The sequence below is a fragment of the Bacillus sp. es.036 genome, assembly GCF_002563635.1.
Taxonomy (GTDB): domain Bacteria; phylum Bacillota; class Bacilli; order Bacillales; family Guptibacillaceae; genus Guptibacillus.
The window spans coordinates 1480970-1494391 of sequence record NZ_PDIZ01000001.1; the positions used below are offsets into that span (position 1 = coordinate 1480970).

Consider the following 13422-nt stretch of genomic DNA (forward strand, 5'->3'; position numbering starts at 1 on the left):
TACTGCCGCGATATTTTATGCAAAATTCTGAATTATAACCTTAGGGCATACTCAATATGCCAAATATGTATTATATTAATAACTATTTTTATTATAAGATAATACATAACAAAAGGACAGTACCACCTCGAGGTCCTGTTATCTTTACAAGGAGGAAATACAATGGAAAAGTATACGAAGATCGGCTCTTTACAAGTAGCCACTGAACTCTATAACTTTATTAATTCCGATGTTATTCCAGGTACAGACGTTTCAAGTGATCAATTCTGGAATGGATTCGGTGAAATTGTGAAAGACCTCTCTCCTAAAAATAAAAGACTACTTTCAATTCGTGAGGAACTTCAACAAAAAATCAACGAATGGCATCAAGCAAATCCTAAGTACAGTTTCGAGGAGTACAAAACGTTTTTAACAAAATTAAATTATATTGAGAAGCAAACGGATGAATTTACGATAACCACCACAAATGTGGACGATGAAATAGCTGTTCAGGCTGGACCACAACTAGTTGTGCCAGTAAACAATGGACGTTACGCAATTAACGCTGCGAACGCAAGATGGGGAAGCCTTTATGACGCATTATATGGAACAGACGCCATTAGCGACGAAAACGGAGCAGACAAAGCTGGCAACTATAATCCAGTTCGTGGACAAAAAGTAATTGCGTATGCAAAACGTTTTCTTGATTCAGCAGTCCCATTAAAAGAACGAAGCTATTCCGATATAAAGCGTTTTTCGATAGAGCAAGGAATGCTCAAAGTGCACTTTTCGGACAATAATGAGAGCGTTTTATTAAATTGGGATCAATTCGCCGGGTATCAAGGTAATGAAAATAATCCCGATGCCATTCTATTGAAAAACAATGATATTCACCTTGAAATTCAAATTGATCCATCCAATCCAATCGGCAAAACGGATCCTGCAGGCATTAAAGATGTATATGTAGAGTCTGCTATTACAACGATTATGGATTTTGAAGATTCAGTTGCTGCAGTAGATGCCGAGGATAAAGTACTTGTATATCGAAACTTTCTCGGCCTAATCAAAGGAGACCTTGTTGCATCCTTTTCAAAAGGAAAAAAAACGATATCACGAACACTGAATCCTGATCGTGAATATGTCTCCCCAGATGGTAAAGAATTCTCACTTCGTGGCCGCTCACTCATGTTTGCCCGTAATGTTGGTCACTTAATGACAACAAATGCCGTACTCGATCAATCAAACAGCGAAGTTCCAGAGGGTATCCTGGATACAGTCATTACAGGACTTATCGCAAAGCACGACATTCTCAAGAATGGCAACTATCAAAATTCATCTAAAGGTTCAATTTATATCGTAAAACCTAAAATGCATGGTTCAGAAGAAGTAGCTTTTGCTAATGAATTATTTAATCGAACAGAAGATCTACTTGCATTAAAGCGAAACACAATGAAAATAGGCGTAATGGATGAAGAACGTCGCACAACCCTCAACCTTCAAAACTGTATTCGAGAAGTGAAGGAACGCGTTGTCTTTATTAATACTGGTTTCCTAGACCGTACAGGGGATGAAATTCATACTTCGATGGAAGCAGGTCCTGTTATCCGTAAAAATGAAATGAAGAACGCCACTTGGTTACAAAGCTATGAGAAATCAAATGTGCAACAGGGGTTGAAAACAGGCTTTTCCGGTGTAGGACAAATCGGGAAAGGGATGTGGGCTATGCCAGACTTGATGGCAGACATGTTAGCGCAGAAAGGAAGCCAATTACAAGCAGGAGCGAATACGGCTTGGGTACCTTCACCAACTGCAGCTACCCTTCATGCCCTTCACTACCATGAAGCCGATGTTCCTAATATCCAAAGTGAATTAGCAAAGACCAAATCAACCTATCAAGATGACATTCTTCAAGTACCAATCGAAGATAAGAACTGGAGTAAACAAGAGATTCAAGAAGAGCTTGATAATAATGCTCAGGGCATTCTTGGGTACGTGGTTCGCTGGGTCGAGCATGGTGTAGGTTGTTCAAAAGTGCCGGACATTCGAAACATTGAACTTATGGAAGATCGCGCAACCCTTCGTATCTCAAGTCAACATATGGCGAATTGGCTACATCATGGCATTTGTACAGAAGAACAGGTATTAGAAACAATGAAACGAATGGCCAAAGTTGTAGACGAACAAAATGCAAGTGACCACGATTATCGTGCCATGGCTGCAAATTACAAAGATTCTGTTGCATTTCAAGCGGCTTGCGACCTGGTTTTTAAAGGATTGGAGCAGCCAAGCGGATATACAGAACCTATTTTGCATAAACGTCGACAAGAAGCAAAAGCAAAGTTGTATGCCAATAAGTAACTTATCTTGCAAAAGTGGCCTTCGGCTACTTTTGCACTCTTTTACGCAAAAATAACTGAAAAATCAAAAAAATTCGTTTCAACTTGTCTGATATGTGACTTCTGAAAGGTGGTTATTATTTTGGAATTTAAGCGTATTTCTTCTCAAAAAATATCTGAGAAAGTTGAAGAACAAATAGTAAAACTAATTAAAGAAGGTAGTTACAAAGAGGGTGATAAGCTCCCCTCTGTGCGAGAGCTTTGTGATTCCCTTGATGTAGGTCGTTCAGCTGTACGTGATGCGCTGACAACACTAAAGGGGAGAGGATTAGTAGAAACAAGACAGGGTGAGGGAACGTTTGTGACAGGGTTCAATCCCAAACGTTATTTTCAACATATGTTGATGCCCCATCAGAAGGAATTGGAATCTCTCTTTCAAGTAAGAGAGATTTTAGAAACGAGCATTGTCAAATTAGCTGCAGTAAATCGGAAAGAACAGGATCTCATTGCCATGAGAAAAACACTCAATCACATGAGTGAATGTCAATATGATGAAAGCGGTTATCATGATTGTCAATTTCATATGGCAATTGCTAAGGCTTCAGGAAATAGCATTTTACAAGAATTACTAGAATCGATCTCATCCACAATGGCTAAATCAATGGCAGATTTCCATAGTTTAATTGCTTCAAAACCTGAACTGATTCATGACATCCATCATCAGCACGAATTAATCATGGATATGATCGTTTGTGAAGATGCTTCAGGTGCAAACGAAGCCATGTTACTTCACCTATCCTATGTAAAAAAGCATATGAGAAAAGGATTTTCGATTCGCTCTGAATTTATTGAAACAATTTGAAGGGAGGGAAGAATTTGGACGAACTGCTGATGGAAGGCCCGTTGACCAAATTGGCAAACCGATTTGGCAATATTACGCCTCATATACTATATCCAGAGACGGAAGACGAAGTTGCAATGATTTTACAAGAAGCAAATAGAAACGGAAAGAAGCTCGCTATTGTAAGTGGTGGAACTAAACTGGGATACGGAGGGACAAAGCCTGATTACGACTTTACTCTTTCTCTAAAGAAATTAACCGGTATTGTTGAACATACAGCAGGAGATATGACAGTAACAGTAAAACCTGGTACTACCATGCAGAACCTCCAACAATTTTTGAGGCAACATAATCAGATGGTCCCATTAGACCCAGCTCACTCATCAGCTTCCACTATTGGTGGGGTCGTTAGTGCTAATGAAAGTGGACCTAAACGCTTGAAATACGGGGCTGCACGTGATCACGTAATTGGCATGCGTATTGTTTATCCTGATGGCAAAATAATTCGTACAGGCGGAAAAGTTGTAAAAAACGTGGCCGGCTATGATATGAACAAATTGTTTATTGGCGCGATGGGAACTCTCGGAGTCATTACAGAAATCACATTAAAGTTACGTCCACTTCCAAAACACTCAAGTACCGTCACGTTAAGTGTACAAGAGGATGCACTTAATGATTTAAAATCATTCATTATACAAATTCAGGACTCTACGATTGAACCTGTTTCTCTTGAACTTATTAACCCAATGCTATCCAAGAGTTTATTTCATAAAGATGAGTATCACTTAATAATCGCACTTGAAGATGTTAAAAAAGCTGTCCTTTTTCAAGAAGATTGGATTGATGAAAACAAACCAACAGAAGCAATGATGAACGTTTTAGAACAGCCTGAAGACTTCTGGACAATATTTAATGAGCTAAAACCAAACAGTCAAAACGATTTTCATGATACGAATTCTGGTGTTATGAAAGTCGGAACAACCAATATGGGAGTATTCCCACTACTTCAGGAATGCGATCGATTGAATCATGAAGGTAACGTGCAGATTCTTGCACACGCAGGAGTTGGACATGGTCTTAGTACAATTATCGTCTCAGGGCTCCCTGAAAACGTCGTTCAATGGATTAGCTACATCCAGGCATTTTCTGAGAAACATGGTGGGTACGGTATAGTAAAACATCTTCCTTTCGAACTTCGGGAACAGTTGGAAGTCTGGGGACAGCAAAAAGGTTCTTTCTCTTTAATGAGAGGAATAAAACAGAAGATTGATCCCAAAAACACGCTGAATGAACAGCGTTTTATAGGAGGGATATAGTATGAGTTTAAGAGAAAAAGAACTAATGAAGAACTCACCCCCTTGTTCATCTAACAGTTTAAGTAATTACCTGTGGGAGGACCATCCTGATGAGGAAAAGTGGGCAGACTGTGTACATTGTGGCATGTGTCTTGAATCATGTCCAACCTATTTAGAGACAGGGCAGGAACAACATTCACCACGAGGACGCGTTCATCTTATTAAATCTGTCGCTGAAGGAAAGCTTGAAGTAAATGAACAATTTATGGATCCCGTATTTCAGTGCCTGGATTGTCGTGCATGTACAACTGCATGCCCTGCAGATGTTGATGTCGGTGGGTTGATTGAAGAAGCACGTGGTCAGGTAAGGCAGGCAATGCCTTTAAAAGGAGTAAAGCGAGCCGTCAGTAGCTTCTTCTTAAAAGGTATATTTCCTCATCAAAGTCGTCTCCAAGCAGCTGGCGGATTATTAAAATTCTATCAAAAGAGCGGGATTCAAAAAGCGGTTCGATCGACTGGAGTCCTCGGTCTTATGCCTGATCATCTTGTAGAAATGGAAGCAGTTATGCCGGAGATTCATCAATCGACCCATCAAAAGTATAAAAATGTTGATATTATCCCTGCAAAAGGAAATTCGAAAGCACAAGTTGCAATGTTGAAGGGATGTATCATGGACGTGATGTTTAGTGATATTAACCAATCAACCATCAACGTACTTACGCATAACGGAAATGATGTTGTTCTTCCTAAAAATCAGACGTGTTGCGGTGCTTTGCACATCCACGCAGGTGACCGAGAAACCGGAAAGAAACTTGCCAAACAAAACATTGAAGCATTTCAAGATGCAGAAAAAGTCGTGGTTAATGCAGCAGGATGTGGATGTGCATTGAAGGAGTACCCGGAGCTTTTCCGACATGATCCAGAATGGAAAGCAAAAGCAGAAGTTTTTTCTAAGAAGGTGGAGGATATTTCAAAATATCTCTATGATACAGGATATGAGAAACCGCTAAGTGCAATCAACAAACGGATTACCTATCACGATGCCTGTCACCTTGCACATGGTCAGGGCGTTCGTCATGAACCAAGGCAGCTATTAAAAGATATCCCGGGTGTTGATTATGTTGAACAGCCAAATGCAGATACCTGTTGCGGCAGTGCCGGAATCTATAATATTACAAATCCCGAAATGGCTTCCGCTGTTCTAGAACGAAAAATGGAAAATGTACCTAGCGACGTTGAGATGATTTCGATGGGGAATCCGGGATGTATGCTTCAAATGGCAATGGGGGTTCAGAAATACGGCCGTGGCGGAAAAATAGTACACACCGTTCAGTTACTTGATTGGGCCTATCAAGAAGATGAAATGAAAGGAGTGAAAGATGGTGTTATTGTCGAGAAAGAAGAAACCAACAATAGACCATGACATTCTTGCTCTCTCGAAAATTGTAGGGACCAAATCCATTCTACATCATAAAGAAGATCTATTATCCTACGATTGTGATGGATTTACGATTCATAAAGCGATGCCTAAAGCTGTGATTTTCCCTAAAAACACAGAGGAAGTATCAGCTGCTGTTAAGTATTGTGCTAGTCATAACATCCCTTTTCTCGCTCGCGGTGCTGGAACGGGATTAAGTGGAGGAGCGATTCCCCTAAATAATGAAGTTATCATCAGCCTTGTGAAAATGAAGAATCTTTTAAGTGTCGATTATGAAAACAGAAAGGCAGTGGTTCAGCCTGGATTTGTGAACTTAAAACTAACAAACTCCATTTCTCATAAAGGGTATTACTATGCACCAGATCCTTCTAGTCAATACGTTTGTACAATTGGAGGAAATGTAGCTGAGAATGCTGGTGGGGCGCACTGTCTGAAATACGGAGTGACTACGAATCATATTCTCGGTCTTGAGGTTGTGCTTCCAGATGGAGAAGTGATTGAAATCAGCGCTAACGGTGTCCTTGATACTCCCGGATACGATATTCTCGGAATCCTAACAGGGTCAGAAGGCACATTAGGGATTGTCACAAAAATCACCGTCCGAATTCTCAAAAACCCGGAATCAAAGAAAACTGTTCTGGCTTATTTTGAACGAGTGGAAGATGGAAGCCATGCTGTTTCTGACATTATTTCAGCAGGTATAATACCTGCTGCGCTCGAAATGATGGACCAAACCGCGATTGAAGGAGTAGAAGCAGGGGCTTTTCCCGTTGGACACCCCTCTGATATTGAAGCTCTTTTATTAATAGAAGTAGATGGGATCGCTGAAGGGATTGCTGAACAAATTGAACAAATCTTGTCTGTTTGTGAGAATCATCATGTACGTGACGTCAAAGTAGCACGTGATGAGGAGGAACGCGGCCGCTGGTGGGCAAATCGAAAGACAGGATTTGGAGCGATGGGAGCCATTTCACCAGATTACCTTGTTCAAGACGGTGTTATTCCAAGAAGTAAACTTCCTGAAGTCCTTAAAGAAATAAGGAATATAAGCAAGGAGTACAACCTTCGAATAGCGAATATTTTCCACGCAGGCGATGGCAATTTGCATCCGCTTATCCTGTTTGATTCTAGAATTGAAGGAGAAACAGAAAAAGCATTACTTGCGGGTACAGCATGCCTGAAAGCCTGTGCAGATGCAGGAGGATCCATTACAGGTGAGCATGGGGTTGGAATAGAGAAAAAAGAAGAAATGCGATTTATTTTTAGCGATGAAGAACTTGAAGCTCAAACTTCCATCAGAGACGTATTTAATCCCAATAACTTATTGAATCAAGGAAAGCTTTTCCCAACTCCAAGCAGATGTATGGATATTAAAAAGGTGGTCAATGAAACTTCACTTACAAAATCAACATAAAGGAGCTATTAATATGAAATTTGGTAGATTTAATTACAAGGATAAGATTCAATTTGGTGTAATCGAAAAGAATAATGTCACGGTAATTGAAGGAAACCCACTTACGAATTGGTCCTATACAAGTGAGAAAGTCTCATTAGATGACATTGAGCTACTTGCTCCAATTGCACCAAAGAACATTATAGGAATTGGGGCGAACTACGTCGATAATAAACAATCACTCCCCAATCAAATCCCTGAGATGCCAGTGTTTTTCTTCAAGCCAGCAACCTCAGTGATTGGACCTAGTGAACAGGTGATCATTCCAGATCAACTACACGAAATAAAATTCGAGTCTGAACTTGCGGTAATAATTGGGAAAGAAGCGAAGAATATCGACAAAGAAAACGCACTTGACTACGTTTTTGGCTACACTGTCGGAAACGATGTAACAGCACCTCAATTTTTCCATGAAAATGGTCACTGGACGCTTGGAAAATCTTTCGACACATTTACGCCGCTAGGACCCGTTATTGAAACAGAATTAGACCCTTATGACATTCACGTAACAGCAAAGGTAAACGGGGACTTGAAACAAAACAGTCCAACAGAGTGGATGATTGTTCCGATAAAAGAAATGATTGCTTATCTTTCAACGGTGATGACATTACATCCTGGTGACGTGATCCTTACAGGAAGTCCTACTGGAGCGCATTTTGTAAAAGACGAAGATACCGTTGAATGTTTTATCGAAAAAATCGGTTCTCTAACGAATACGTTCAAGCATGCCTCTACTCGTGTTCACGTCTCCCACAAATAATCCTGGGAGTTCTTCTGGGTCGTGCTAAAACTAGCTTAAGATTTGACTGTCTTCAAACAGATTACATACAACTATACGAAAATAGACAGAATCGATGAAAGAAAGGAGAAACAGGTTTCATTACCAACAAATATAACTATTGGAGGATGAGCAATGAGTACAGGATTATTAGCAATTCTTTCGTTACTCCCGATTGCTGCAGTAGGAATTTTCCTTGTTGGGTTACGATGGCCAGCAAGTAAAGCGATGCCAGTATCATACATCGTCGCAGTTGTACTAGCTCTATTCGTATGGAAAGTTCCGGGCGCTACTGTTGCCGCAGCATCGGTAAATGGGTTAGTTGTTGCCGCTACTTTGTTATATATCATCTTCGGAGCCATTTTACTCTTAAATACACTACAAGAAAGTGGTGGAATAAAAACGATTCGAGAGGGCTTTATTGGTATTTCACCTGACCGTCGCATTCAAGTCATCATCATTGCATGGTTATTTGGCTCATTTATTGAAGGATCTGCTGGTTTTGGTACCCCGGCAGCAGTAGCTGTGCCGCTTCTTGTCGGTCTCGGATTTCCTGCTATGGCTGCCGTTATTGCAGGTATGGTGATCCAAAGCACACCTGTTTCATTTGGTGCAGTTGGAACGCCAATTCTTGTCGGTGTTCAATCTGGTCTTACTGCTGACGCTAGCATCACGAACGATTTCCTTGCTCTTGTAACAATGGTAGGAGGGCGAGTCGCCATTCTTCATGCTATCGTAGGTACACTTATCCCTTTATTTGTTGTAGCACTTATGACTCGTTTCTTTGGTAAAAACAAATCATTTCGGGAAGGGATTAAAGTCTGGAAATTTGCTTTGTTTGCTGCTTTCGCTATGACGATTCCATACGTTATAGTCGCAAATGTCTTAGGTCCAGAATTCCCATCAATGATAGGGGGGTTAGTTGGACTCGCTATTGTGGTCACAGCTGCGAAAAAAGGATTTCTCATGCCACCTGCAAATGAACAATGGGATTTTGATGATAAAGAAAACTGGGATCCTTCCTGGTCAGGAAGCATTGAAATTAAAGATATTGCTCATAAAAGTGGACATATGTCGATGGTCCGCGCGTGGACACCATATATTCTAGTTGGTTTACTTCTTGTAGCAACCAGATTGAAAGCGCTACCATTAATCGATTGGTTTCAAGCTTGGACGGTTTCAATACCTAATATTTTTGGTACTCAGATTTCGTCAAGCTTTCAGCCGCTTTACTTACCAGGCACGATTTTTATACTTGTCTCACTAATCACTTTTGTCATTCATCAAATGAATACGACTGCTTATGTTCGAGCATGGAAACACTCTGGTAAAACGATGATCGCTGCTTCAACTGCACTCGTCTTTACTGTTCCTATGGTTCAAGTATTCTTGAATTCCGGTGGTGGAGGGGCAGGATTTGATAAAATGCCGCTAGAACTCGCTAACGGTGTTGCAGCTCTAACAGGAGATTTTTGGCCTCTTTTTGCTTCATTCATCGGTGGTATTGGCGCATTTATTGCCGGTAGCAATACGGTCAGTAATATGATGTTTTCCCTATTCCAATATGATGTTGGAGCTCAAATAGGTGTAGATGCAACGTGGATTGTCGCTCTCCAAGCTGTAGGGGGCGCAGCAGGGAACATGATCTGTGTTCATAACGTAGTTGCTGCTTCTGCAGTCGTAGGACTAGTAGGTAAAGAAGGGGACGTTATTCGAAAAACGCTTATCCCATTTGTTTATTATGCAACGATGGCTGGTGCACTCGGTTATTCAATTGTGTGGACTTCTGAAAAGGGAATATTTAATCTCGGAACGATACTCACCACCCTTATTGGAGCTGCAGCGATTTATATCATTGCAACGAATCACTCTAAAAGTACCGCTATTACCGTTGATAATAACCCTTATAAATCCATTAAATAATCAAAAGCACCTGCCACATTACATGGCAGGTGCTTCTGTATACTATGAAGCTTTTGATTCAATCAATGATTCTTTTTCAGGCTTTCTTATAGATGAAGCATGAAAAACGAGATTTAACAGAATAGCCATTACACTTCCAGCGACGATTCCATTGTCAGTAAGAATTTGAATGCTAGCTGGGAGCTGTTCGAACACGGAAGGGGCAGCTGTAACACCAAGACCTATGCCAATTGAACAGGCTATAATAAATAAGTTTTCTTGTGAGTTAAAATCAACTCGCGTTAGCATTTTTATACCATATGCCATCACCATTCCAAACATGACAAGCATCGCTGCTCCAAGAACCGGTGCAGGAATAATTGTAGTAACGGCTCCAATTTTTGGAACAAGGCCAAGAACAACTAACATTCCACCAACGAGGTAGATGACCTGTTTTTTCTTAATACCTGAAAGCTGGATCAAACCCACATTTTGGGAGTATGTAGTATAAGGGAACGCATTAAACAAAGCCCCTAGAACAATTGCAATACCTTCAGCACGGTATCCCTTTTTCACATCTTGCTCTGAAATCTCCTGTTCACAAATGTCACTTAAAGCAAAGTAAACACCTGTAGATTCTACGAGGCTTACGAGAACAACAAGGATCATTGTTAATATAGCTGTAAGTTCGAAGGTCGGCACACCAAAATGAAGAGGTTCAATAAGGTGAAACCAGGAAGCATCTTTAACAGGAGCTAGATCAACTAAACCCATGAAACTGGCTACAATCGTACCTACCACAAGACCTATTAATATGGCGATAGATCGAACAAATCCATTTGATAACTTTGTTAACACAATAATGAAAAGTAGCGTCCCTAGTGCAAGCGAAATGTTTTGCAAAGAACCATAGTCTCCAGCACCTTCTCCACCTGCCATATTTCCCATCGCAACAGGAATAAGAGTTATCCCAATAACGGTAACGACTGATCCGGTTACAACTGGAGGGAAGAATGCGATTAATTTACTAAACACAGGGGAAATCAGGATAACAAATATTCCCGCTGCTAAAATAGCTCCATAGATAGCTGTTATCCCGTATTTTCCACCAATTGCAATCATTGGTCCGACTGCAGTAAACGTACAACCAAGAACTACCGGTAAGCCAATGCCAAAGAAACGGTTCTTCCAAACTTGTAAAATAGTCGCGATTCCACACATAAAGATATCGATTGAAACAAGATAAGTTAGGTCACGTCCACTTAGCCCAAGTGCGCCTCCAACAATTAGAGGAACAACAACAGCACCCGCATACATGGCGAGAACATGTTGAATACCTAGAGAAGTGTATTTAAATAGATTCATACATAATCTCCTCTTCAGTAAACGTTACCTTGCCAGCTTCTAATTCGGATATCATAGCAAGTGACTCAACTCGATAACCCTTTTCCCGTAATCGTTTTCCGCCATCCTGAAATGCTTTTTCAATTAGAATTCCAATCCCTGCTGTAGTAGCTCCAGCTTTAGCAACAACTTCCAATAATCCTTCAGCAGCTTGTCCATTCGCTAAGAAATCGTCGATAAGGAGAACATGATCCTGCTCAGATAGAAATTTACTAGAAATAGAGATTGTATTGGACTCTTGTTTTGTATAAGAGTAGACTACCGCAGTTAATAAATCTTCGTTAAGAGTAAGCGACTTTTTCTTTCGAGCAAAAATCAAAGGAACATTTAGTGTTAAGGCAGTGAATACTGCTGGTGCTATTCCTGAAGATTCCAATGTTACAACTTTTGTGACCCCTAAATTAGCAAATCGCTTTGCAAACACTTCTCCAATTTCTTTCATTAATTGAGGGTCTACCTGATGATTTAGAAAAGTATCCACCTTTAAAACGCTATCAGATAGTGCAATACCCTCCTGTTTAATTTTCTTTTTTAAATTTTCCATGTTAAATCCTCCTTTAATACAAAAACCCGAAGAACATCTTACCCACTAAAGAGTGAGCAAAATATCCTTCGGGCCTGCAGAAAAAAGCATTTCTAGCACAGAAGTTTGCTCACTCATAGTCGGATCATTTACGGTGAACCGGTAGAAACTTGCAAGCCATATTCTTGCGGTTATATGAGTGATGATGTTCATAAGGTTATGAATGGTATTATAAACCAACATCAAAATCGTTGTAAAGAAAAACTTAACAATACTAGATTGAGAACACATTTATGTTCGTGTTTTGCACAACTAATCTAAGTTAACTGCTAATTATTAGTATTCCATCCATTAGAAGGCCGGATTCATTGAATCCGGCCTTTGTTAGGTTTAATTTAACCCTTCGTTATGTCAGAAAGAAGTTTGTAAGACTTCTTCCTTTTCTCGTGATCATAGATTGATGAAATAACCATCATTTCATCCGCTTGAGTCTCATCAAGGAACTCTTGCATTTTCTTTTCAACGGTTTCCGGTCCACCTACAATGGAAGTGGCGAGCTGTTGATGAAGAGCTGCTAATTCATATTCACTAGCATTCAATTTCTCAACTGGCGGCTGCATGGGTGCTTCGTGATTGCGAATTAAGTTAAGGAACTGCTGTTGAAGCGTTGTAGCTAGGAAGTTAGCCTCTTCATCAGTATCTGCCACAATTACATTGACGCCTACCATTGCGTAAGGCTCATCCAATACTTTTGAAGGCTTAAAATGACTTCGATAAGTTTCTAAAGCACTAATTGTATTTTTTGGTGAGAAATGACTAGCGAATGAATAAGGTAGACCTAGTTCTCCAGCAAGCTGAGCACTATATAAACTTGATCCAAGTAGCCAAATTGGAATATCTAATCCTTCACCAGGAACGGCTCGAACAGGAGAAGTACCCTGACTTAATGTAGGATCGAAGTAAGATCGTAGTTCACCGAGTAGATCTGGGAAGTCCTGCCCCATTGATCCTTGTCCTCGTCTTAAAGCGAATGCAGTTCGCTGGTCAGTACCTGGGGCACGACCGAGACCTAGATCAATTCGGCCTGGGAAGAGTGATTCTAGTGTTCCAAATTGTTCCGCAATAACAAGTGGTGAATGATTCGGAAGCATAACGCCACCTGAACCGACGCGAAGAGTGGACGTTCCTGCAGCCACATGTCCAATGACGACTGACGTAGCTGAACTTGCGATAAAGGGCATATTGTGATGTTCTGCAAGCCAAAAACGATTGTAGCCTAATTTTTCTACGTGCTGAGCTAAGTCTCGTGATCGGTGAAGAGCATCTGAAATCGCACCAATTTCTTTAACAGGCGCTAAATCTAGGACAGAATATGAAATATCTTTTAATTGTTTTTTCGTTTGGTTAGACATACGTTCATCTTCTTTCTTTTTAATAGATTTCTTACTTCTATAAAAACCCAATCCCAATTCT

The 13422-nt window shown here is 40.4% G+C and carries 10 protein-coding genes and 1 riboswitch; of the genes, 7 read left to right on the plus strand and 3 right to left on the minus strand.

Translation table 11 applies throughout. The features are described 5' to 3' along the window. Positions 1 to 162: 162 nt before the first annotated feature. The 7 genes from ATG70_RS07600 (at position 163) to ATG70_RS07630 (ending at position 10043) form a co-directional block, all read left to right on the plus strand. Positions 163 to 2337, plus strand: coding sequence for a malate synthase G (locus ATG70_RS07600; RefSeq protein ID WP_098443731.1), 2175 nt, complete (start codon positions 163 to 165; stop codon positions 2335 to 2337). Positions 2338 to 2457: 120 nt separating this feature from the next. Beyond that, complete coding sequence (locus tag ATG70_RS07605) at positions 2458 to 3177, plus strand: FadR/GntR family transcriptional regulator (protein ID WP_179886217.1); 720 nt, start codon at positions 2458 to 2460, stop codon at positions 3175 to 3177. A 14-nt stretch (positions 3178 to 3191) separates the two neighbouring features. Then, entirely contained in the window at positions 3192 to 4472 is a 1281-nt protein-coding gene (locus ATG70_RS07610; protein WP_257147641.1) for an FAD-binding oxidoreductase, read from the plus strand. Position 4473: 1 nt separating this feature from the next. Continuing rightward, positions 4474 to 5874 (plus strand): (Fe-S)-binding protein, encoded by a 1401-nt coding sequence (locus ATG70_RS07615; protein WP_098443733.1) that lies wholly within the window; start codon positions 4474 to 4476, stop codon positions 5872 to 5874. Continuing rightward, a complete protein-coding gene (locus ATG70_RS07620) occupies positions 5831 to 7303 on the plus strand; it encodes an FAD-binding oxidoreductase (protein WP_098443734.1) in 1473 nt (490 codons plus the stop codon). Before ATG70_RS07615 ends, ATG70_RS07620 begins: the two co-directional genes overlap by 44 nt. Before the next feature lie 13 nt (positions 7304 to 7316). Further along, positions 7317 to 8102, plus strand: coding sequence for a fumarylacetoacetate hydrolase family protein (locus tag ATG70_RS07625; protein WP_098445756.1), 786 nt, complete (start codon positions 7317 to 7319; stop codon positions 8100 to 8102). Between the two features lie 153 nt (positions 8103 to 8255). Then, on the plus strand, positions 8256 to 10043 hold the full coding sequence (locus ATG70_RS07630) for an L-lactate permease (RefSeq protein ID WP_098443735.1): 1788 nt from the start codon (positions 8256 to 8258) through the stop codon (positions 10041 to 10043). A gap of 42 nt (positions 10044 to 10085) precedes the next feature. On the opposite strand, the gene ATG70_RS07635 is transcribed toward ATG70_RS07630, so the two are convergent. From ATG70_RS07635 to ATG70_RS07645, 3 genes are all read right to left on the minus strand, one after another. Beyond that, positions 10086 to 11387: a nucleobase:cation symporter-2 family protein gene (locus ATG70_RS07635; RefSeq protein ID WP_098443736.1), complete on the minus strand. Its 1302-nt coding sequence runs from the start codon at positions 11385 to 11387 to the stop codon at positions 10086 to 10088. After that, positions 11374 to 11970 carry a xanthine phosphoribosyltransferase gene (locus ATG70_RS07640; RefSeq protein WP_098443737.1) on the minus strand — a complete coding sequence of 199 codons (597 nt, stop codon included), beginning with the start codon at positions 11968 to 11970 and terminating at the stop codon, positions 11374 to 11376. The genes ATG70_RS07635 and ATG70_RS07640 overlap by 14 nt, the downstream gene beginning before the upstream one ends. 96 nt (positions 11971 to 12066) lie before the next feature. Then, positions 12067 to 12168, minus strand: a riboswitch (purine riboswitch). A gap of 176 nt (positions 12169 to 12344) precedes the next feature. After that, on the minus strand, positions 12345 to 13361 hold the full coding sequence (locus ATG70_RS07645) for an LLM class flavin-dependent oxidoreductase (protein ID WP_098443738.1): 1017 nt from the start codon (positions 13359 to 13361) through the stop codon (positions 12345 to 12347). Positions 13362 to 13422: the final 61 nt, after the last annotated feature.